We start from the raw sequence: 21800 nt of genomic DNA, 5'->3' as shown, positions 1-21800 counted from the left end.
CGATGACGACGACGAGCGACGCCGAGATCTACTACGACCCCTACGACTTCGAGATCGACAACAACCCGTCCCCGACCTGGAGGCGGATGCGGGAAGAGGCGCCGCTCTCCCACAACGAGAAGTGCGCCCTTTTCGCGTTGAGCCGCTTCGAGGATGTGGAGAAGGGGCTCGTCGACTGGGAGTCGCACCGGTTCGGATACGGGCCCCACTTCTGCCTCGGTGCTGCCCTCGCCCGCCTCGAGGCTCGCGTCGCGCTCGACGAGGTCTTGCAGCGCTGGCGGGACGGGGAGGTCGACGAGCGGCACGCCGTCATGGCCCACGCTGCCACCGTGCGGGGATGGGCGCAGCTCCCCGTCCTCACCTCGTAGGAAGGAACACGCGGTGCCTCGCCGACTACCAACCCAACCCATCCACGTGCGAGCGGCGCGTCTGCTCGATGTCGACGCGGGCGAGTACGTCGAGCCCGGCGAGCTGTTGGTCGAGGCGGGGCGCATCACCGAGGTCTCGCCGACCTCGGTGCCGGCCGACGCCCGGGTGATCGACCTCGCGGACCTGACCCTGCTCCCGGGCCTCATGGACATGGAGGTCAACCTGCTCCTGGGCGGCCCCGACCACGCGAGTCCGCTCAACCCCGTGCAGGACGACCCCGCGGTCCGCACGCTCCGTGCCGTGGCCAACGCGCGACGAACGCTGCGCTCGGGGTTCACGACCGTCCGCAACCTCGGGCTGTTCGTGCCCACCGGGGGTCTGCTCCTCGACGTCGCGCTCAAGAAGGCGATCGACAACGGCTGGATCGACGGCCCGCACGTGGTGCCGGCCGGCCACGCGATCACACCGACGGGTGGACATCTCGATCCGACGATGTTCCAGGCGCTCGCGCCGCACATCATGCCGCTCACCGTCGAAGAGGGGATCGCCGACGGAGTCAGCGAGGTCCGCAAGGCGGTCCGATACCAGATCAAGCACGGCGCGGAGCTCATCAAGTGCTGCGCGTCCGGCGGTGTGATGTCCCACACCGGCCCCGCGGGCGCGCAGCAGTACTCCGACGAGGAGCTCGCCGCGATCGCTGACGAGGCCCACCGCGCCGGCTTGAAGGTGGCTGCGCACGCGCACGGTGACGACGGCATCCGCGCCGCCATCGAGGCCGGAATCGACTGCATCGAGCACGGTTCGCTGATGAGCGACGCGACGCTTGAGCTGCTAATCGAGCGTCGCCGGTTCCTCGTGGCCACGACCTATCTGGCCGACGGCATGGATCTCTCCCACGCCGCGCCGGAGCTCCAGGCGAAGGCCGCCGAGGTGTTCCCCCGCGCACGGGAGACCATCAAGAAGGCCATCGAGCGGGGGGCGCGCGTCGCCTGTGGCACGGACGCACCGGCGATCCCGCACGGCAGGAACGCCAAGGAGATGCTCGCCCTCGTCGATCGGGGCATGACGCCCCTCCAGGCCATCCGGGCCGCGACGACCGTGTCGGCCGAGCTGATCGACGCCGACGACCGAGGGCGCCTCGAACCCGGGCTGCTCGCCGACGTCGTGGGCGTCCCGGGCGACCCGCTCGCCGACATCGCCGTGACCGAGCAGGTTCGGTTCGTGATGAAGGGCGGTGAGGTGTTCCGAGACGACGCCCGCGACCGCGCCGCGTGACGACTTAGACGGCGGGTTCCAGCACGGCGTCGAAGCTGGCGGCGCCACTGTCGGGGACGCGTGGCTGTCGCCATGCCTCAACCGGGAACGAGGCGGTCATGAGCGCGCAGTACAGCCACAGCAAGCGCTTCCCGTCCTCGGCGAGCGCGTCGAGCTGGTGCTGGTCGAGGTAGGCGAGGGCGTCGTCGATCCGCGGGAAGGCGGCGTCGTAGAAGGCCTGCAGCTGTTCCATCGTGCTCGAGATGCGCTTGGCGTAGCGGGCCCGCTCGGTTGGGACCGCCCAGTCGGCGAACGGCTCGAGGTCCGCGAACTCGTTGGGGAAGGGCGCCATGTTCGTCGGCTCCTCGGTCATACCGGCGCGGCCACGGCGGCGACGGTCCGGTCGTACTCGGCGACGTAGCGCTGCGCGGTCTTGTGGAGGTGGCGGAGCAGGATCTCCTGGTCGTTCAGCGGGAACGCCTTGATGGGAGTACGCGACTCGAGCATCCGCTGCGTGGCCTCCAGTGTGTTCCCGTCCTGAAGCGCGTACTCCTTGAAGGTGACAACCGCAAGCTCCTGCGCGAGACGCTCCCGGGCGCTCGTCGGCGGTGTGAAGTAGCAAGTTCCCTCGAAGATGTGGCTGTTGTACGACGTAGGCCAGTAGTGGTACGTGATGACCCAGTTCTGCTTCCAGATCAGCACCATGAAGTTCGGGAAGAAGAGGAACGAGTCGAGGCCCCAAGACTTGTTCCCGGACGGGTTGATTCCCGGCGGCAGCTCGTCGACCCCGATATCGGGTGCTTCCCACGGTCCGAACAGACCGCTGCGGACCTTCTGCTCGATCGGCTTGTAGATGCTCAGGTCGCGGGGGGGCGTCGGGCCCGTCCACGTGGACACCATGCCATGCGGGCCGTCGAGCTCGTACGCGAGCGCCTCGTAGCCGACCTCGGAGAGCTTGCGGGCCTCTTCGCCGACGTTCTGCTTCGCGTGCAGAACAGGTGCGTGGTAGAACTCGGTGAACGCGTCGACGAAGAGCTTCCAGTTCGCTCCCACCTCGGCGCGGTACTTGTGCACCTGGGTTAGCTTGTTGAACGGGTAGCCCTCCATCCCCTTCGCGAACTTCCCCAGGTACTCGCGGAGCGTCGTCGTGTTGGTCGGGTCGAGGTTCACGAAGATGAACCCCTCCCAGACGTCGGCCTGGACCGACGCCAGGCCGAAGTCCTTCTTGTCGAGGTCGAAGAACTCCGACTCCTGCTGCACGAAGGTGCACTCGCCCTCGAGGTTGTAGCGCCAGCCGTGGTACTTGCAGGTGAACTGGCGGCAGGTGCCGCTCGTCTCCTCGAGTGGGTAGTCCTGCCACACCAGCTTGTTGCCGCGGTGCCGGCAGATGTTGTGGAAGGCGCGGATCTCGTCCTTCGCGGCGCGAACGATGACGATCGACGTCCCCGCGACGTCGAGCTCCCTCGTGAAGTAGCTGCCGACCTTCGGGAGCTGCTCGACGCGGCCGACGTTCAGCCAGGTGCGGCCGAAGATCGCGTCACGCTCGCGCTCGTAGACCTCGGGCGAGATCGAGTCCGCGTAGGAGACCGGCCCGGTGCCGAGGTCGGGGTAGTGCTCGGTCCAGGACCCCTCGTCGGGCTTCGTGAAGTGCGGCATGGGGTCGTCCTCCGGTCAGGCGACGGCACCGGGACGATAGCACCAATCTCAAAAAAAGAGAAGCCCGTTTCCGCCCGGTGCCGGTCTCACTGCCCGTCGCGGGGCGTGAACTCCAGGTGCAGCGCTCGCAGGCCGCGCAGGATGTACGTCGGCACGTGGCGGTACCGGCGGGCGTTGGGGGGTCCGTGGTCGGCCTCGGAGATCCTGAGGTCGCCGAGGCGGTCGAGCAGCCGCTCGACGCTGATGCATCCCTCGGCGCGCGCAAGGGGCGCTCCGGGACAGGTGTGGATGCCGAACCCGAACGCCAGGTGCTTGCGGGCGTTCGACCGGTCGAGCTGGAAGGTCGTCGGGTCTTCGAACTGGCGGGCGTCACGGTTGGCAGCCCCGTTCAACACCATGATCGTGGTGCCGGCCGGGATGTCGACGCCGCCGATCCGGGCTGGCACTCGGGCCAGCCGAAAGTCGCCTTTGACGGGGCTCTCGAAACGGAGCGTCTCCTCGATGAAGTTCGGGATGCGCTCACGCTCGTGCCGAAGGCGGTGCTGGAGGTCCGGGTCCTCGCCGATGAGCTGGAAGGCGGAGCCGAGGAGTCGCACGGTGGTCTCCTGGCCGGCGGCGAACAGGTTCGCCGCGATGCGGACGACGTCGATCACCTCGGGGATGGAGCCGTCCGGGAAGGTCGCCCCGGCGAGGCCGGTCATGACGTCGTCGCTCGGCGCGCGGCGTCGATCCTCGATGTATCGGGTGAACGCCTCGTAGAGGAACTCCAGCGGGCGATGCGCCATCGCGTCGCGCTCGGTGCTGCCGACGGCGCGGTCGGGTCGGGTGCCGAGCTCCTGTCGGAACATGCGGTGGTCCGCCTCGGGCACCCCGAGCAGGTCGGCGACGACGAGCATCGCGAAGGGCCCTGCGTATTGGTGGATGAGCTCGAACTTGCCGTCGGAGGCGAACTCGTCGATCACCTGGTCGGCGAGGCGCCACATGAACTTCTCGTTCTCCTTCAGGCGCTTCGGCGTGATGAGCCGCATGAGCAGCGCCCGGTGCGCCGTGTGCACGGGCGGGTCGAGGGTCGGGAGCTGGTCGCTGAAGGGCAGCTCGTCGCGGTGCGCCTCGATCAGCCCACTGACGTCGTCGCCCTCGAGCGGGACCGGGAAGCCCGGGAACGGGCCGGTCACGGAGTTGCACGAGGAGAACGTGTCGATGTCGTGGTACACGGCGAGGGCCTCCTCGTACCCCGTGACCATGACCACGCCGTGATGCGGCTCGCGTTGGATCGGGCACCGCGCCCGCAGCTCGTCGAAGTACGGGTACGGATCCGGGAGGAGCGACTCGTCACGGAAGAAATCGATGGTGTCGATGTCCGTCACAGCACCGCTCCGCTCACCTTGTGCTCGAGGATCTCGTCGTAGGTGAGCCCGAGCTCGAGCAGCACCTCGTCGGTGTGCTCGCCGTGCCCGGGGGCGGCGCGCACCGAGGGGGGTGTCTCGTCGAACTGCACCGGGTTGGCGGGCAGCACGAACTCCTGGCCGCTGCCGGCCGTGATCGGCTCGAGGTAGCCGTTGGCGCCGGCCTGCGGGTCGTCGTGCACCTCGAGCGGCGTCTGGAGGGGGGCCCAGACGCCCTCGAGGGTCTGCAGCCGCTCCCGCCACTCGTCGTAGGTACGAGTCCGGAACACGTCGCGCAGAACCTGGATGCACTCACGGCGGTGCTCGTAGCGGGCCGGCGCGTCTTTGAAGCGTGGGTCCTCGAGCAGGTCGGGACGCCCGAGGTGCTGGCAGAGGTCGGGCCAGTAGCGGTCGGCCTGGAGGAGCACGAGGATGAGGAACCGGCCGTCCTTCGTCGGGTACGTGCCGACGAGCGGGTTCGGCAGGGAGTCGCGGTCGAACGTCGGGATCTCGGTGTGCTCGTACAGCTTCGCCGACGTGATTTCGGGCGCGAGGTTCCACATCCCGAGGTTCAGGAGGGACACGTCGACGACCGATGGGACGCCCATCCGTTGGCGTCGCAGCAGCGCAGCGGCGATGCCGCCGGCGATCGTCAGCCCGCCCATCACATCCCCGAACGCAGGCCGTTGGTCTACTGGCCACTCGGACGCCGAGTCCTTGAACGCCATGGCCAGCCCGGCCCGAGCCCAGAACGACGCGCCGTCGAACCCACCCTTCTCGGCGTCCGGACCGCGCGTGCCCTGTCCCGTGCCGCGGACGTAGATGATGCTCGGGTTGCGCGCCCGAATGTCCTCGACGTCGATCCCGAGACGCGAACGGACGCCGGGGAGGCAGTTCGTGACGAAGACGTCGGCGCTCTCCACGAGCCGGTAGAGGAGCTCCCGTCCGTCGTCGGTCGAGAGGTCGAGGCCGACCGAGCGTTTGCCCCGGTTCGGGATCTCGAACATGAAGTTGACGCCCGCCGCGCCCGGGACCAGCCCCGACGACACCAGCCCGCGCTGGGGGTCGCCGCTGGCCGGGTGCTCGACCTTGATGACGTCGGCGCCCCACTCCGACAGCACCGCGCCGGAGATGGGCACGAATGTCCAGCTCGCCACCTCGACCACTCGAATCCCGGCAAGGACGTCGTCCATCGAACCCCCGACGCATGTCGACGATTACTCCGTTCACAATCTAGGAGAGCGAGGTTTCCGCCGCAACGAGGCGGCCAGGACGCGCTCCCCAATCACTGGAGCTCGCTCGGGCTGACGCGGCTGCTGTTTCAACGTCAGCCCGGAGCGAGAGAGCTCGGTAGAAATGGTGCGGGATCTGACGCTGAGCGACACAGGTGTTAAATGACCCGCGTGCCGCGGCTGCAGCGCGGCGCGCGCAGTATCGCCTGTCGGAACGGGAACCACGTGCGCCACGACCCGGCGGTAATCAGCCCCTATCTCGGCACCGACGAGGGGGTCATTGAACGAAGCGACGGCGTGCGGCTGCGGGCGCCCAGCCGGAGGTCGTCCCCGAATGGCTCAAGACTTGACTTATCAGCCGTGGTCGGGCTCCCCCTGAGCTGAGGCGATGACGACACAGCGCCGCGAGGTGCTCGCGCCGGAAGCCCTCGAGGCTCAACCCCTCAGGGGCCGGGGTCGGTGAGCCCTTCGCGCTACCGAGTCGTGCAATGGGCCACCGGCAACATCGGCCTGCGCGCCTTACGCGAGGTGATCCGACACCCATCCCTTGAGCTAGTCGGGGTGCTGGTCTACGACCCGGCCAAGGACGGTGTCGACGCGGGAGTCCTCTGCGGCGAGGACCCAAGCGGGATTGCAGCGACCACCGACCGGGGCGCTATCCACGCCCTCGGCGCCGACTGTGCGCTGTACATGCCAAGTGCCCTTGAGCTCGATGATGTCGTCGCGCTGCTCGAGGCCGGTACGAACGTCGTCACCACCCGCGGTGAGCTCTTCGCCCGGGGGGAGCGGCTGGGTGAGGGGCGGCGCGCGGCCATCGAGCGTGCATGCTCCCGGGGCAGCTCGTCTATCTACGCAACTGGAAGCAGTCCCGGGTTCATCACCGACGCGCTTCCCTTGGCGCTGCTCTCCCTGCAGCGCCGGGTCGAGGCGATCGAGATCGACGAGTTCGCGAACCTCTCGCGACGGGACTCGCCAAATCTGCTGTTCGAGCTCATGGGATTCGGTCGGCCGCTCGAATCCTTCGACCCGAACCGCTCATCCTTCTTGCTTGGGGAGTTCGGACCAGCGCTCGGCATCCTTGCCGAAGCCGCCGGCTGCGCCGTCGACGAGTGGATCTGTACCGGAGAAGTCGCCGCGGCCCGGCGCACCACCTCCATCGTCGCCGGTCAGATCTCGGCCGGCTCCGTGGCCGCGCAGCGCACTCGGATCATCGGGCGCAGCGGCGGCACCGACCGCATCCGCTTCACACCGACCTGGTACTGCACCACGGAGATCGAGCCGGCCTGGGAGTTGCGCCCAACTGGGTGGCGTGTGCAGGTGAAGGGCGACGCTCCACTCGACGTCGAGCTGGCCTTCCCAATCCCGCTCGACGAGATCGGGTCCTTCACACCTGCGTACACCGCGAACCGGCCAGTCAACGCCATCCCCTACGTCTGCGCAGCGCCACCAGGGATCCTCTCAACCACGGACCTCCCGCCGGTCACACCGGCCGGCCCAGCGATCGGTGGATGAGCACGTGAACAGACCTCGGTCCCCCGCTCTGACTCGCGGGTCTTCCACGTGGTCTTCGCGCGTGACCCGGTTCCAGGACTCGATCGTGACCGTGACCTTCCAACCGTCATCGACCTCGACGGTGGCCGAGATCCATCAGTCCGGGCATCCGGATGACGAAGCGCGGGCCTCGGATGAGGCGGGATGGTCGGACGCCCCACGTGAGTTGGGCGGTACGACCCAGTCCAAGATGGGGACTGATTCGTGAGGATGTTGGACGAGAGTGGTGTCGGCGTAGGTCGCACGACCGCCACCGGAAGGAGACGAAGCGCCGATGGCATCCCACACACTCGGCACGCGCGACGAATGGCTTGCAGCTCGCCTCGAGCTGCTCGAAGCTGAGAAGGAATTAACGCGCCGCAGCGACGAGCTTGCGCGACGGCGGCGTGACCTGCCCTGGGTGCCGGTTGAGAAGGATTACCGGTTCGCGACCGAAGACGGCGACGCGTCGCTGCGCGATCTGTTCGGGGGGCGTTCGCAGATGCTCGTCTATCACTTCATGTTGGGGCCGGACTGGGACGAAGGCTGTCCGAGCTGCTCGGCGGTCGCGGACGGATTCGCCGGCAGCGTCCCGCACCTCGAGCACCACGATGTGGCGTTCGCCGTGGTGTCGCGCGCGCCGCTCGCCAACCTCGTCGCGTACAAGCGACGCATGGGATGGAACTTCCGTTGGATCTCGTCGTTCGGGAGCAGCTTCAACTACGACTTCCATGTGACGATCGATCCCGCGGTGGCACCGGTTGAGTACAACTACAAGGACCAGGCGCAGCTCGAGGAGGAGAACGTCGCCTGGCGCGACTGGTCGGGCGAGCAACCCGGCATGAGCGCGTTCGCGCGTGACGGCGACGACGTCTTCCACACCTACTCCGCGTATGCCCGCGGCCTCGACGTGCTGTGGACGATGTGGCAATGGCTCGATCGGGCGCCGCTCGGCCGCAACGAGGGCGACCTGTCGTGGTTTCATCGGCATGACCAGTACGAGGCCAGCTAGCGATGACGATTGCGCACGTCGCTGGGGTGCCGTTCGAAGAGTGGCTCGCACCGCTCGTCGGACGGCAGCGGAATCGCCATCGCGCTTCGAGCCGCGATCGGTCGCCTGGGACGACTGCCGCTCGGCCTGTCCGAGGCCCGCGTCCTTCATTCCAAACACGATGCCCAATCCACAACGAAGCCGAGAGCTATGGGCGATCCCGATATTTGAGCAGCCGCGCCGCCCGCTCCGAGGCACGGGCCGGGTCGTGACGATGTTGGAGACGAACACCCGATAGGAGTCTGCGATGAACACACCCCCGATCGTGTCGCCCGACGGGTGGGAGGCGGCGCGCCGGCAATTGCTCGTGAAGGAGAAGGAGTTGACCCGCGCCCGTGACGCGCTCGCCGCCGAGCGTCGGCGGATGCCGTGGCTGGCTGTGGAGAAGGAGTACGAGTTCGACGGACCCAAGGGCAGAGCGAGCCTCCTCGACCTGTTCGAAGGCCGCCGTCAGCTGATCGTCTACCGCGCCTTCTTCGAACCCGATGTGTACGGCTGGCCCGACCATGCCTGCATCGGCTGCTCCCTCGTTGCCGACCAGGTCGCCCATGTCGCCCATTTGAACGCCCGCGACACAACTCTCGTCTTCGTCTCGCCCGCGGCGCAGGCAGACATCGAGCGCGTTAAGGCGCGGATGAGCTGGACGATGCCCTGGTACACGATGACGGACGACTTCGCCACCGACTTCGGCGTGGACGAATGGCACGGCACGAACGCGTTCATCCGCGACGGCGACCGCGTGTTCCGGACTTACTTCATCAACAACCGCGGCGACGAAGCGATGGGGAGCACTTGGAGCTACCTCGACATTACGGCGCTCGGACGCCAGGAGGACTGGGAGGACTCGCCCGAGGACTACCCCCAAACCGAACCGTACAAGTGGTGGAACTGGCACGACGAATATGCCGATGCCAAGCCGTCCTAGTGCTGGAGTGATTCCGGCTAGGCGACCAGCTGCGCCGCGCGGTTGACGCCGGGCCGAAAATCCGTTACGAACCCCGCTTCCTTTCTTCATTGCGGACCCCGGACGCCTCAACAGCCACCGTGGTCATCACACCCTGGAGGCGAGCCCGACACTCGAGATATGGGTCCGTCGAAGGAGCCTGTAGTCGGTTCGCACCGACGCGGCTCTGGTCGCTTGCCAGCCTTGGGTCCCCCTCACACGACGACCCTCCGGGCAGGCTGATTGAGTGACCGGCTTGATACTTCTGGCGCTCTCAGCCGCGCTGCTGACGGTCGGCGCCGAGTTGTTCGCCGAGCACGCTGCACGAGCGGGCCGCCGGATCGGCGTCACCGCGCTGGCGGTCGGTCTCGTCGTGGCGGGCGCCGAGCCGGAGGAGTTGGTCACCGCCGTGTTCGCCTCGGCTCGTCATCGCGGTGGGATCGCCGTCGGCGACGCCATCGGTGCCAACATCACGATGCTGACCCTCGTGCTGGGCCTGATTGCGGTACTGGTCGGCCTCCCGATAGGAAAGCGGGTGCGCGGCTATGCCTTCGCGGCCGCCGGGGCTGGGACGGTGGCGGCCGTGCTGTTGTCGGTGGGCCGCCTGACCCGGGCCGGCGGCGCAGTGCTCGTGGCGGCCTACGTCGGCGGGCTCTTTGTTGTTTGGCGGATCGAGCGTCGGCCGCCCGCCATCGGTGAACTGACGGAGGCGTTCGTCCACGGAAGCGCCAAGGCTGCGTCACCCGCATCCGAGGACCCCGTCGAGGCAGGTGGCGCGGTCGCGGTTTTGCTGTTGCTGGTCGGCGTCGGGATCATGGCCCTCGGCGGACGACTCGCGGTCAGCGGCGCCGAGCAGATCGTCGACAGCCTCGGGCTGGCCGACAGCGCCGTCGGGCTGACCTTCGTCGCGTTGGCGACCACCGCCGAGCTGTTCGCGTTGGCCTGGTCGGCCGCCCGTCGTGGCATCACTGAATTGGCGGTCGCCGGGGTGATCGGTTCCGCGGCCTACAACGCCACGGCAACCCTCGGCGTCGCCGCCCTCATACACCCGCTGCCCAACGGCGGAGTGACGGGAGCCGCCTGGCTCGCGGCCGGACTGCCGCTGCTCATCGTCGCTCTAGGCGGACCTCGTGGCGAGCTCCGACGCCTGGCCGGCTTCGCGGTTCTTACGATCTACAGCGTTTATCTCGTGCTCGTGCTCATCTAACGGCCAGCGATGGTCGCGATGAAGCTGATCCGCATCGAGCTAGTGCACTCGCGGTTTGACGGCTGTGTCGACGCGTTCGCGGCGCATCCGGCCAACTCGCGCACCCGCCGCCTCTGTGAGGGGCGGCGGGACACGGAGGCTCTCTCGTCGAGAGCCGTTCTCGAGGCGCTGAAGGTCCCGGTGTGGCTGTCTCCGGGAAATGCGGCGAGCCATCGGCCGGCTCAGGAGTTGAGCCGTTCCTGCAGCCGGATGGTGACGTTGTCGCCTCGTTCCTTCCCGATGGCTCTGCGTACGTCGGCCTTGATCGGGAGCTTGTGGGTGCCGTCGCCCATCGCCATGAAGGAGCTCCGGAAGGGATATCCGTCAACGGTTCCTCGCACCTTGACCAGCCCCCGAGTGCCGAAGAACTCGACCGAGTCGGGCATGACCACGAAGGTCCAGCCACCCTTGTTGGGACTCCTCTGCAACGGTGCGGTGAAGCGCTTCCTCAACACGCTCATCTGAACCTCCTCATGCAGAATGGCCTCAGCCGGTCTCAGGCACTCTGAACGATCTCGAGCCCGTTGCCATCCTGGTCGCGGAAGGCGAACATGGCCGGCACGCCCGGCCAACGCAACACATCGTCGCTGTCGACGCCCCTGGCCTGCAGGTCGGCGTGCTCGGCGTCGGCGTCGGCCGTCGTAAAACGGATGCCGGTCTCGACGCCCGCAGGTATCCCATCGCGCGCACGGACGAGGGCGATCGTCGTCGTAGCTCCGGGCGGCGCCAGCTCGATCCACCGGCCGCCGTCGCCAAGCGGGGCGTCGAGGCGGATCTCGAATCCGAGCTTGCCGACATAGAACTCCACCGCCCGGTCCTGGTCGGTGACGGGCACGCCTACGGTGCGCACGTCGGTGATCCGGACCTTGGTCTTGTCACTCATCTGGTCCTCCTGGGCTTGTGAACCTTCGGGGAGACAGACGGCCGGGGGACATGAGACTAATCGGTCACCTTTCGATCTTGCGGGGCCTCTGGTATCCGATCGGATACCATCAGGATGTGGATGCCGCCGGCGTGATTCGTCTGGCTCGGGGCCGGGCCGGCCTCTCCCTCCGGCAGCTCGGCCGGCTCGCGGGTACCTCTCACTCGACGCTGTCGGCGTACGAGGCGGGCGTCAAAGTTCCGACGGTCGCGACCCTCGACCGGGTCGTCCGCGCAGCAGGATTCGCGCTGGATTTCGACCTCTCACCGGTTCCCTCCACGATCGACGACCGCGGAGTTGGTCGAGTGCTTGAACTCGCTGACCGGTTCCCCGCACATGAGCGACGGCCGCTCTGCACCGAGCCGGCCGTCCCACCTCGCCTGTAGACCGCGCCGGTTGCTCATGGATCCGCTCTCTGACCCGAGTCGCTTGTCCGCAAGCAGCGTGTCGGCGGAGTTCCGCCGAATCCTTCGTGAGGGCGAGGGTCAGCCGGCGGGCGGTGGGCACGCCGCCGGGCTGCTCGGGGAGCTGCACAGCACGAACATCGCTCAGTGGCAATTCGAGGACGATGGCCGCACGGTCGGCGCGGACGACGCGACCGTTGCCAGCGCGAAGCGAGCGATCGACCGGCTCAACGCGACGCGACACCGCCTGATCGAAGCGATCGACGCTGGAATCGATGCCGCCGTTTCCCAGGTCGCCGCGGCCCCGCTCGCCACCGAGAGCCCGGCGATGGTCTTCGATCGTCTCTCCGTGCTGGTGATCCGCATCCATCACACCGAACGCGCGGTCGCCTCCCGCGGTTCGGACACCAACTCGCTCGCAGGGCGCCTGCCGGTCCTTCGTCGCCATCTCGCTGCGCTTGAGGAGGCGCTTGACGGCCTCCTCCAGGACGTGCGCAAGGGAAGCCGACGGTTCATGCCTTACCAGCAGCTGAAGCTGTACGCGCCGTAGCCACCGACCCTGGGGTCGCCTCGTCACCCCCGGGCACCGGCAAGACGCGCGATGCTCGAAACTGCGACGCGGCGGAGGCGGTAGCCGCCTCGGTTGAAGCCGTAGAGGACGTGCTCACCGACGGCGGCCGTGTGCGCGATCCCGAGGGAGCGGTGAGCGAAGGGAGCGGTGTGTCCGAGCGGCTCCCCGTCCCGGGCGCGGAACAGGTGCAATTCGCCGGTCTGGCCGATCCCGCACACCGCGCCGCCAGCGATCGCGACGGCCATGCCCCCGTTCCCCCATCCCAGGTCGTCGGAGAAGTGGCCGTGAACGACCATGTCCCCATCGACGGGGTCCAGGCCCGCGAATCCGCCGCCGCGCAGCTTCTCCCACTCGTAGTCGCCGATCGCCGCGGTGTCCGACTCGTGACCCGCCGCCCACACGAGCGTGCCGTCCCACAGCAGCCCCGCGGGCTGAAACCCAACTTCGACCTCCCAGCGAACGTCGTCGACGCGGCCGTCCCGAGCTGAGACGAGCGCGACTCGCCCCTCCCCTCCGACGGCTACACGGTCGTCGCCACCGGCGGGCAGCCCCACGAGTGCGGTGACCGCTCCCCAAGTCTCGAGCTGGGTGTCGGCGTCCACCGGTGAGCGGCTCGGCATCCCCCCGATGGGTTCGGAGACCAGCAATCCGCCCGCGTCCGCCCCGCGTGGCCGGGACCCCACGAGTCGATCTCCGACGGCCACGAGGCGCTCCACGTCCGCGGCAAATGTTCGCGTCCACAGTGGATGGAGGCGCCGCGCCGGACCAGCGCGAATGTCTGATCGTCGGAAGGCCCGGATCAGACCCAGGTGGTTGAGAACCACGACGACGTCGATGCCCGGGAGATCAACGATGGCGTGGACATCGAGGTCGTATTGCGACAGCTCATCATCTTCGGGGAAACGCGTCTCCCCGAAGATCGCCACGGGCCGGAGGTCGCTGGACGCGAAGACCACGTTGCGGCCCAGGTTGTTCCACGCACAGATTTCGCCGATGGCAACCACACGCCCGATCCCTTCGGGCTGCGAGTTCCTGACGCCGTGTTGCGCGCACGAGTCCACGGGCACGCTGTTCGGTGCTTGCCGATCAGACGCTGACCACATCTGCCGGCCGCGTTGGCCGGGTTCGAGGTCGCCTACCACTCGAGCTCCCGGAGGGCGTCCATCACGCGGTCGGGGTGGATCGGATCCAGACAGCGCGCTCCAACCGGGCAGACGCGCGGCCGCCATTGAAATCCACGCAGACTCACCCGTGCGTTATACGCCTGGTCACGGTTGAGGGATGCGCACACGTCGTCGCAGCGCTGACCGACGACGGCGCGACAGTGGGGCCACGGCCGAAAGAAGGTCGGCGGCTGTCGACAGATCGTGACCGTCGGTGTCCGCTGTTGCACCGCGATATGCGTCAGGCCGGTGTCGACGCCGACCACCGCGCGACAGGCACCGAGGAGATCCACGGCGTCGCCGGGGCTCGGGGCTCGTAGCTGCTCAATGCCGGCTCCGTGCATGTCGCCGTCCGCAGCCGTTGGCGTGACGAGACGGACCTCGACGCCAAGCGCTTCGATCCTTTCCGCCAATGTCGCCCAACGCTCGGTGGCCCATCGCTTGGTCGCCCCATCGGTCTCGGCGACGAAGAGGACCTGCTCGCTGGCCTCTGGTCGAGGGTGCGAGAGCAAGGGAGCCGGGCGCCCGAAGTCCGCGCTGATCTCGAAGTCGGCGCTGATGCGGCCGAGGATCTCGTTGATCGACAACGGCCCGACCGCGTCCTCGAACTCCGGTGAGCCCCACCAGTAGTCACGCTGGAGGGGATGGTCGCGAAGATCGATGAAGCGACCTGGGCACTGGGTCGGATCGAATTCGTCCTCGGACACCGTCCCCGCGATGCCCTCGATGCGCTCGGCGAGCCGGGCCTGTCCGACCGAGCGCGCCACCACCCACGTCTCGTGACCCCCCGCACGGCCTTCGGCGACGAGGGCCTGGATGACCGGCAACGACACCACGAGGTCGCCCAACCCGAACGAGATCGGGGCCACGTAAACCCCGGTCACGAGGCCCTCCGGCCGGTCTCAGAGCGCCGCGTACCGGGTGCCGTCGTTGATCCCCAACGTTGCGAACGCGCGCCGGCGCTCGGCGCACTTGTTGCAGCGCCCACAGTGCTGGTCGCCCTGCGGGTCGATGCACGAGAAGGTGTGGTGAAGCTCGAGACCGCGCCCCCGTTCGAGGACCTCGGACTTGGTGAGCCCGGCGAACGGGGTGATCACCTCGAGGTCGAAGTTCAGCGCGGTATGAACCGCCGACTCGACGATCCTGAAAAAGGCACGGCTGCTGTCGGCGAACGGGTTGCCCTTCAGCGTCCCGAGCGCAAGGTTGCGAACGTCGTGGAGCGCGCACCAGATGCTCGACTTGGCGAGCAGCAGCAGGTTCCTGCCGGGTAGGTACACGGCGTCGTCGGTGGACGTCGCATCCGGCACGTCATCGCCGGACACGCTCCAGTGTGAGCCGTAGACATCGGTGATCGGGAAGTCGAGCGTGAGCACGGGATGAGCTCGGTGCCCAGGGAGCGTGCCGAGGAAGCGCCGGAGCTGCTCCTCCTCGACCTTCTCCCAGGCCAAGCCGAACCGCACGTAGATGGGTTGGACGACGTGACCCAGCTTCAGGAACTCCGCGATGAGCACCGCGCTGTCGAGGCCGCCGCTCGAGAGGACCGCGACGCGGTTCGCCGAGCCCGAATCCACCGATCGGGGCGCACTCACGGCTCGCCTCGGTACACGCATCCCGACGTGCAGGTCTCGCGCACCACGACTTGCGACAGTCCGGGCAGCGCGGGCAGCAACCGCTCCCAGATCCAACGAGCCAGCGTCTCGCTGGTGGGGTTGTCGAGTCCCTCGATGTCGTTCAGGTAGTAGTGGTCGAGCCGCCTCAGGACGGGCTCCATCGCGCAGCTCAGGTCCGCGAAGTCCCGTACCCACCCCGTCTCCGCGCCGGTCGGCCCCTCGATGTGCACGCTCACGCGGAACGAATGGCCGTGGAGGCGAGAACACTTGTGCCCGACCGGTACGTGCGGGAGACGGTGGGCGGCCTCGAAGGAGAACTCCTTGAAAATCTCCATGTGCTGTGTCAGGGGACCGGCCGATTCCCGGCCAGGTCACGTGTCCTGTACGACGCTTCCTCAAAGACACTCGAGCAGGACTGCCAGTTGACGAAGGGGGCGGTCGTCGTTTCCGTGGTTCCCTCCCAGGTAGGGCCCGGCCCCTCCAGGCTAGGGTGCGCGCCGTCGCACCGCCCGCGTTCGGGCCGGCCTCCGCCATCGCGAGTCCGGCCCGCGCCTCGCCCGGCGGTCAGGGATGACATGGCGAGACAGTGTGCTGACCCGTCTCGATCGTGTCGAGCGCCCGAGGAGGACCTCCCAGCGAGCCGAGATTCGTTCGACCGTCGAGGTCGTGCCGACAGGCGCCGGAACCGGCACTCCCTCTCGGTGTCTGACACCATCTCGAAGGCGAAGCGGCGGAGGCGGCTCGATGGATGAACGGCAGGCGGTGGGACGGGAGATCGTCGAACGCGTCCGCGCCGCGCTGGAGTCAGCGGAGTTGGCCGCAGTCAGCGACCTGCTCGACCCAAGCGTGCGCTGGGGCGCCCCGGACGACCCCGCGCCGGGCTGCACGAACCGGGACCAGGTGCTGGCCTGGTACCAACGCGGACGCACCGCCGGCGTCCGGGCCCGGGTCACCGAGATGACGGTGCACGGCGACCAGCTCCTCATCGGTCTTCGGGTCAGCGGCAACCCCGCGGCGCAGGCAGGGGGTGGCGAGGTGGATCGTTGGCAGGTCGTCAGGATCCGTTCCGGGCGCATCGTGGACATCCGCGGCTTCGACCAGCGTGCCGACGCGGCCGCCCGGGTCGCAGCATCGCCCTGAGCACCGAGTCCGACGAGACGGCGCACCGAGGCGGCGTTGGACGCCGGGCTCGACACGCTCGGCCGGGCTCGAGTTTGCGCCAGCCGGCGACGGGTCGCTAGTCCTTTGGCATGGCCCGCGACCTCGCGACGCACGCCGGGCGACGCGCCCGTGACGACGAGGTCGACGCGTGGCGCGAGCACGGGTGGGTGCTGGTCGACGGGTTGATCGGCACCGACGAGATCGACGCCGCGGCTGAGGACCTGCCGGACCTCTTCCCCACTCCGGCGGACTACCACGCCGATCCAGCCGGGGAGACCAAGAAGTGGCTCGGCGAGCCAGCCCCGCCGCGTCACTCGTTCACGTGGCCGCCCGACGGACCCGGGTTCCGGCCCGAGCAGCACACGTGGCGAGCGGAGTTCCCGTTCTCGGGGTCGGGCCGGCTCAACCGGTTGTGCGTCCACCCGGCGATCGTCGACCTTGCCGAGCGGCTCCTGGCGACGGACGACCTGCGCCTATACCAGGTGGGCGTGTCGGCCAAGTACACGGGTGAGACGAATTACGAGCAGCCGATGCACACCGACCGAAACCACTCGTGGCTGCCGCCTCGCGCTGAAACCCCGTGGTTGCACGTCGAGTCGTTCCTCTACCTCTCGGACGTGGACGCTGGAACCGCTCCGACACATCTCGTGTCGCTTCGCGACTCACCAGGTCGTTCGCCGACCGCGCCGTTGATCATGCCGGCCAATGACCCGGAGCTGTATTCCCGGGAGCGGCCGGCAGCCGGGATGCGCGGGTCCTTGCTCGCCTACCGCCCCGACGTCTTCCATCGCGCCGTGAACCTCACGGCGCCCGGAGGCGCACGCTTCCTCCTCAACGTCAGCTTCAAGGTCGCGGGCCAGGACTGGATCGGGTACACCTCGGTGCAGTCGCGAGCGACGTTTCCAGCGTGGACTCAGTTCGTTGAGGGGTCGACGCCGCGCCAGCTCGAACTCTTCGGGTTCCCCCCACCCGGGCACCCGATCTGGGACGCGGCGTTGCTCGACGAGACCGCGGCGCGCTACCCGAACCTCGACGTGGCGCCCTGGCGCGCCCAGCTGGGAGCGGCGTCGCCGGCGGTCGCGACGTCGCTCGAGGAAGACGAGCCGTGACGAGCAACGGCGCGAACGCGGAGCAGATCGAGTATTGGAACTCGGACGAGGCGCGCCACTGGATCGACCATCAGGCCCGCTACGACGCGATGCTGCGTCCGTTCACCGATCACTTGCTCACGGTGGCGGCAATCGGTCCGGGGGATCGGGTACTGGACGTGGGATGTGGGACCGGAACGACGACGTTCGCCGCCGCTGCGGCGGCCAGGGGCGGTGACGCGCTCGGCCTGGACGTCTCGCGTCCGATGATCGACCGTGCGCGCAGCAGGGCGAGCGACGAGGCGATTCAGAACGTCCGGTTCGAGGTCGCCGACGCGCAAGTCGCGGACGTTGGCCGCGGGAGCCGCGATGTCGTGATGAGCCGGTTCGGGGTCATGTTCTTCGACGATCCGGTCGCCGCGTTCGCCAATCTGGCCGGAGCGGCTGAGCCGGGCGGGCGCCTCGTGTTCGTGTGCTGGCAGGGCCTGCCGCAGAACGAGTGGGTGCTGGTGCCGGGCATGGCCGCCGCCACCCAGATCCCGCTGCCTGACCTCGGTCCCCCCGGCGCGCCCGGGCCCTTCGCGCTCGCCGACCCCGATCGCACCGCCGAGGTGCTGAGAACCGCCGGGTTTCGAGATGTCGACGTCGGGCCGGTCGAGGCCCCGATGCTGCTGGGCGGCGGCGGCAGCCTCGAGGAGACGCTGGAGTTCCTGCGGGGGACCGGCATGGCGCGAGCGATCTTCGCCGACGCTGCGGCGGACGCAGAAGCCCGCGCCACCGACGCGGTTCGGGACGCGCTCGCCGGCCACCAGACCCCCGAGGGTGTCTGCCTCGGCGCCGCGGCGTGGATCGTTCGAGCCTCTCGCTGACGGGCGTCGTCGCGCGCTCAGCGCCGGCGCGGAGCCGGCCACCGGATCGGGCCGCCGGGTCGTGATCCGTTCGATCGACCACTGACGGAGTGCCGATCGATCCGAAGGGGACGCCCGGAAGCGGCGACGAGCCCGACCGGAACCAGGTCCGAGTTGCCCGGTCAGCTCGCGGCGACGATCTCGACCCGATCCGTGTAGTCGGGGATTCCGGACTCGCCGCGCCGCCCCATCGGCAAGAGCACGTTGGCCTCAGGGAAGAACAGCTGCGCGTTGCCAGGCCTGACGTCGGAGACGTGGACGCGGGCACGCAGCTCTCCGTGGGGCGAGCGCACCACGACGGCGTCGCCGTCACCGACGCCGAGGCGCGACGCGTCGGCACGAGCGAGGAACACCGCGTCGCGTCGGGCACCAGTCAGGGGATCGCGCTCCGCCATCACCATCGTGTTGAACTGCTTGCCGCGGCGAGTCGCGAGACGCAGGCGGCCGTCGTCGGGGCTCGCTGACGCCGGGACCACCGGCGTGAAGCGGGCGCGACCGTCCGGGGTCGGGAACAGACCGTCCTCGCAGAGGCGTGCCCCGCCCCACTGGATCGAATCCCCGGTGCGGCGGAGCCGCTCGACGCCGGCGTAGGTGGGCACGACGCTGGCGATCTCCGCTCGGATGGCGTCGCCCGACGCGAACCGAACGAGCTCTGCGCGCTCGGGATCGACGCGGCGGCCCATCTCGACGAAGACCTCCCACTCGCTGCGCGCCTCACCGATCCGGGGCCCGGCGATCTCGGGGCTGAACACGATGCGACGCTCCGTCGTCGTCTCGGTGCCACCTCCGCGCTGCTCGTAACGGGTCGCGACGGGCAGCAGCAGGACGGCTTCGCCGTCGACGAGCATCTGGCTCGAGAGGACGATGTCCTGATGGACCCGGAGGGGCACACGGCCGAGGGCGCGCTCGACCCGGTTGGGGTCGGGCAGCACCTCGAGGAAGTTGCCGCCGCTGGTCCAGAGCACGTCGAGACCCCCGCCTTCGGCGGCTTCGAGCATGGCCTCGGCGGTGAGCCCGGGCTCGGACGGAACGCGAAAGCCGTAGCGCTCGCTCAGGGCGGCCGCGCTGGTGGGGTCAACGGGCGCCCCCCCGGGGAGCGCGGTGGCGTACGCCCCCATCTCGGCGCCGCCCTGCACGCCGGAGTGGCCGCGGATGGGCATGAGGCCGGCGCCGCGGCGCCCGACGTTGCCGCGCGCGAGGGCGAGATTGACGATCGCGGCCACGTTGTCGACCCCGGCGCAGTGCTGCGTGATGCCCATGGACCAGACCAGGACCGCCGATCGAACGGACGCGTACCGGCGGGCGAACGCTTCCATCGCGGCTCGGGACACCCCAGAGCGGGTCTCGAGCTCGTCGAAGGACTCACGATCCACCTCGGCGACCACGGCGTCGAAGCCGGTCGTGTGCTCGTCGACGAAGCCACGGTCGATTCCGCCCTCGGCGACGAGCACCTTGAGGACGCCGTTCAGGAACGCCACGTCCCCGCCGACATGCACGGGCACAAACTCGTCGGTCATCCGGGTGCCGAAGAGGGCGCTCTCGACGCTGCTGGGCACCCAGTAGCGGTCTAGGCCCGGCTCGCGGAGCGGATTCACGACGATCACCTGGGCGCCGCGCTTGCGGGCCAGGTACAGGTACTTCATGAACACGGGCTGGGCGTTGGCGACGTTGGCACCGAACAGCACGATGAGATCGGACTCGATGACGTCGGTGTACGAGCAGGTCGTCGCGCCCACGCCGATGGAGCGCTTGAGCGCCAGCGTCGACGGCGCGTGGCACAGTCGGGCCGCGTTGTCGATGTTGTTGGTGCCGAGGAACCGCATGACCTTCTGGGCGACGTAATACGTCTCGTTCGTGAGCCCTCGCGCCGTCAGGTACAGGGCGAGCCGATCGGGCGTCGAGGCTCGGATCCGCCCGGCGAGGAGATCCAGGGCCTCGTCCCAGGAGATCCGGGCGAAGCCGCGATCACCCCGGCGGCGCACCATCGGATGGGCGAGGCGCCCGAGTCCTCGGAGCACGGGACCAGCCTCGTCGCGCAGGCTGGCCACGTCGGCGAGCCTCGCGGGGTCCAGCGCTCCCATCGTGTTGACCCGCAGCAGGTTCAGGCGTGTCGTGCACAGGTGCACGCCCTCGAGCGTCCAGTCGTGGAACCCGGCGACCCCCAGCGCGCAGCCGTCGCACACGCCTCGGCGCAGGATCCGCCACGCGTACCGCAGGTTGTCGCGGTTGGTCCAGATGGTGCGCAGGATCTCCGCGTAGTGGTTGGGTTTGGTCTCCCCCAGGCCATACGGGCGGAAACCGACCCAGAGATCGGATCGTGTCCGATGGGGGCTCCGGACCCTCGCCGATCCTGGCCAGGCCACTCAGCGGTCCAGGTCGACGCGCTCGGAGCCCGTGTAGACGTTGAACCGGTCTCCCCGCAGGAAGCCCACCAAGGTCTGATCGACGCGTCGGGCCGCGTCGACGGCCAGGCTCGAGGGGGCCGACACGGCACAGAGGACCGAGATCCCCGCGACGGCGGACTTCTGCACGATCTCATAGCTCAGGCGTCCCGACACCGCCACGATCGTGTCGCGTGCCGGCAGGTCGCCGTGCAGGGCCAGGTGACCGACGACCTTGTCGAGGGCGTTGTGTCGACCCACATCCTCTCGGAGCACGATGACGTCGCCGCGAGCCGTGAAGAGCCCGGCGGCGTGCAGTCCGCCCGTGGCCGCGAACACGGCCTGGCGATCCCGGAGCCGATCCGGCAGCGTTACGAGGACCGACCGCGAGACGATCGGGCCCGGACCGACCGGGGAGGTGTCGCGGAGCGCGTCGTCGATGGTCGTCGCGCCGCAGAGGCCGCAGCTGGCGTTGACCGGGAACGTCCGACCGTGCACGGAGACCGGGTGCGTCAGCCCGACGTTCACGAGGTTGTACTCGGGCGCGCCGCCGTTGCCGACGCAGTAGGTGACGGATGCAACGTCGCCCGGCGTCGCCAGTTGCTCGGTGATGAGGAAGCCGACGGCGAGCTCGAAGTCATCGCCCGGCGTCCGCATCGTGACCGCGAGCGGCTGCGGCGCTTGCCCCGGGCCGTGGACACGGATCTCCAGCGGCTCCTCGGTGACGAGCCGGTCCGGGCGCTCCGCCACCACGGTGCCGTCGACGGCGCGCACCCGAACCGAGGTCACGCGACGGCGAGTGGGAGCGGGCACGCCCGAGGCTACTGCGGGGGTCCGCCGACCGCTCGAGGCAGACGCGCTCGTCCCTCGTTTCGACGCTTCGCCATCACGAACCGAACGATCGGGTCCGGCCTCGCCGAACGCGG

22 protein-coding genes are annotated in these 21800 nt (G+C 68.8%); 10 read left to right on the top strand and 12 right to left on the bottom strand.

The window, feature by feature from the left end; translation table 11 throughout:
• Positions 1-2: 2 nt before the first annotated feature.
• Both VG869_11275 and VG869_11270 read left to right on the top strand, forming a co-directional pair.
• Positions 3-368, top strand: a complete 366-nt coding sequence (locus VG869_11275; GenBank protein HEV3451775.1) for a cytochrome P450 — start codon at positions 3-5, stop codon at positions 366-368.
• Between the two features lie 40 nt (positions 369-408).
• A complete protein-coding gene (locus VG869_11270) occupies positions 409-1644 on the top strand; it encodes an amidohydrolase family protein (protein ID HEV3451774.1) in 1236 nt (411 codons plus the stop codon).
• Between the two features lie 4 nt (positions 1645-1648).
• Here the strand turns inward: VG869_11270 and VG869_11265 are convergent, their stop codons facing one another.
• The 4 genes from VG869_11265 to VG869_11250 form a co-directional block, all read right to left on the bottom strand.
• On the bottom strand, positions 1649-1975 hold the full coding sequence (locus tag VG869_11265) for a hypothetical protein (GenBank protein ID HEV3451773.1): 327 nt from the start codon (positions 1973-1975) through the stop codon (positions 1649-1651).
• Between the two features lie 17 nt (positions 1976-1992).
• Positions 1993-3279 carry an aromatic ring-hydroxylating dioxygenase subunit alpha gene (locus VG869_11260; GenBank protein HEV3451772.1) on the bottom strand — a complete coding sequence of 429 codons (1287 nt, stop codon included), beginning with the start codon at positions 3277-3279 and terminating at the stop codon, positions 1993-1995.
• Between the two features lie 86 nt (positions 3280-3365).
• Positions 3366-4646 carry a cytochrome P450 gene (locus VG869_11255; GenBank protein HEV3451771.1) on the bottom strand — a complete coding sequence of 427 codons (1281 nt, stop codon included), beginning with the start codon at positions 4644-4646 and terminating at the stop codon, positions 3366-3368.
• A complete protein-coding gene (locus tag VG869_11250; GenBank protein HEV3451770.1) occupies positions 4643-5857 on the bottom strand; it encodes a CoA transferase in 1215 nt (404 codons plus the stop codon). Before VG869_11250 ends, VG869_11255 begins: the two co-directional genes overlap by 4 nt.
• A gap of 498 nt (positions 5858-6355) precedes the next feature.
• On the opposite strand from VG869_11250, the gene VG869_11245 reads away from it, so the two are divergent.
• The 4 genes from VG869_11245 to VG869_11230 all read left to right on the top strand — a co-directional run bounded on the left by VG869_11245 (position 6356) and on the right by VG869_11230 (position 10627).
• Positions 6356-7408, top strand: a complete 1053-nt coding sequence (locus tag VG869_11245; protein HEV3451769.1) for a dihydrodipicolinate reductase — start codon at positions 6356-6358, stop codon at positions 7406-7408.
• A gap of 313 nt (positions 7409-7721) precedes the next feature.
• Positions 7722-8438 carry a DUF899 domain-containing protein gene (locus tag VG869_11240; protein ID HEV3451768.1) on the top strand — a complete coding sequence of 239 codons (717 nt, stop codon included), beginning with the start codon at positions 7722-7724 and terminating at the stop codon, positions 8436-8438.
• Between the two features lie 286 nt (positions 8439-8724).
• Positions 8725-9402: a DUF899 domain-containing protein gene (locus VG869_11235; protein HEV3451767.1), complete on the top strand. Its 678-nt coding sequence runs from the start codon at positions 8725-8727 to the stop codon at positions 9400-9402.
• Positions 9403-9667: 265 nt separating this feature from the next.
• Positions 9668-10627, top strand: a complete 960-nt coding sequence (locus tag VG869_11230; GenBank protein ID HEV3451766.1) for a sodium:calcium antiporter — start codon at positions 9668-9670, stop codon at positions 10625-10627.
• Between the two features lie 221 nt (positions 10628-10848).
• On the opposite strand, the gene VG869_11225 is transcribed toward VG869_11230, so the two are convergent.
• The gene (locus VG869_11225; protein HEV3451765.1) at positions 10849-11127 is read right to left on the bottom strand and encodes a DUF1905 domain-containing protein; all 279 of its coding nucleotides are present in this window, start codon (positions 11125-11127) and stop codon (positions 10849-10851) included.
• Positions 11128-11162: 35 nt separating this feature from the next.
• The gene (locus VG869_11220; protein ID HEV3451764.1) at positions 11163-11549 is read right to left on the bottom strand and encodes a VOC family protein; all 387 of its coding nucleotides are present in this window, start codon (positions 11547-11549) and stop codon (positions 11163-11165) included.
• A 483-nt stretch (positions 11550-12032) separates the two neighbouring features.
• Between VG869_11220 and VG869_11215 the strand changes: the two genes are divergently transcribed.
• On the top strand, positions 12033-12542 hold the full coding sequence (locus tag VG869_11215) for a DUF4254 domain-containing protein (GenBank protein HEV3451763.1): 510 nt from the start codon (positions 12033-12035) through the stop codon (positions 12540-12542).
• 23 nt (positions 12543-12565) lie between these two features.
• Here the strand turns inward: VG869_11215 and VG869_11210 are convergent, their stop codons facing one another.
• From VG869_11210 to queD, 4 genes are all read right to left on the bottom strand, one after another.
• Positions 12566-13567, bottom strand: a complete 1002-nt coding sequence (locus VG869_11210) for a hypothetical protein (GenBank protein ID HEV3451762.1) — start codon at positions 13565-13567, stop codon at positions 12566-12568.
• 131 nt (positions 13568-13698) lie between these two features.
• A complete protein-coding gene (locus VG869_11205; GenBank protein ID HEV3451761.1) occupies positions 13699-14493 on the bottom strand; it encodes a glycosyltransferase family 9 protein in 795 nt (264 codons plus the stop codon).
• Between the two features lie 135 nt (positions 14494-14628).
• Entirely contained in the window at positions 14629-15315 is a 687-nt protein-coding gene (locus tag VG869_11200) for a 7-cyano-7-deazaguanine synthase (GenBank protein HEV3451760.1), read from the bottom strand.
• Positions 15312-15671, bottom strand: coding sequence for a 6-carboxytetrahydropterin synthase QueD (gene queD / locus VG869_11195; protein HEV3451759.1), 360 nt, complete (start codon positions 15669-15671; stop codon positions 15312-15314). The genes VG869_11200 and queD overlap by 4 nt, the downstream gene beginning before the upstream one ends.
• Positions 15672-16080: 409 nt before the next feature.
• On the opposite strand from queD, the gene VG869_11190 reads away from it, so the two are divergent.
• The 3 genes from VG869_11190 to VG869_11180 all read left to right on the top strand — a co-directional run bounded on the left by VG869_11190 (position 16081) and on the right by VG869_11180 (position 18454).
• The gene (locus tag VG869_11190) at positions 16081-16476 is read left to right on the top strand and encodes a nuclear transport factor 2 family protein (GenBank protein ID HEV3451758.1); all 396 of its coding nucleotides are present in this window, start codon (positions 16081-16083) and stop codon (positions 16474-16476) included.
• A 110-nt stretch (positions 16477-16586) separates the two neighbouring features.
• Entirely contained in the window at positions 16587-17606 is a 1020-nt protein-coding gene (locus VG869_11185) for a hypothetical protein (protein HEV3451757.1), read from the top strand.
• Positions 17603-18454 (top strand): class I SAM-dependent methyltransferase, encoded by an 852-nt coding sequence (locus VG869_11180; protein ID HEV3451756.1) that lies wholly within the window; start codon positions 17603-17605, stop codon positions 18452-18454. The genes VG869_11185 and VG869_11180 overlap by 4 nt, the downstream gene beginning before the upstream one ends.
• A gap of 161 nt (positions 18455-18615) precedes the next feature.
• Here VG869_11180 and VG869_11175 read toward each other — a convergent pair whose 3' ends face one another.
• Together VG869_11175 and fdhD are read right to left on the bottom strand one after the other, a co-directional pair.
• Positions 18616-20856 carry an FdhF/YdeP family oxidoreductase gene (locus VG869_11175; GenBank protein ID HEV3451755.1) on the bottom strand — a complete coding sequence of 747 codons (2241 nt, stop codon included), beginning with the start codon at positions 20854-20856 and terminating at the stop codon, positions 18616-18618.
• On the bottom strand, positions 20857-21663 hold the full coding sequence (gene fdhD, locus VG869_11170; protein ID HEV3451754.1) for a formate dehydrogenase accessory sulfurtransferase FdhD: 807 nt from the start codon (positions 21661-21663) through the stop codon (positions 20857-20859).
• Between the last annotated feature and the right edge of the window lie 137 nt (positions 21664-21800).

The sequence above is a fragment of the Acidimicrobiia bacterium genome (genome assembly GCA_035948415.1).
Classification (GTDB): Bacteria; Actinomycetota; Acidimicrobiia; order IMCC26256; family PALSA-555; genus PALSA-555.
This window is presented reverse-complemented; position numbering and strand designations above follow the sequence as displayed.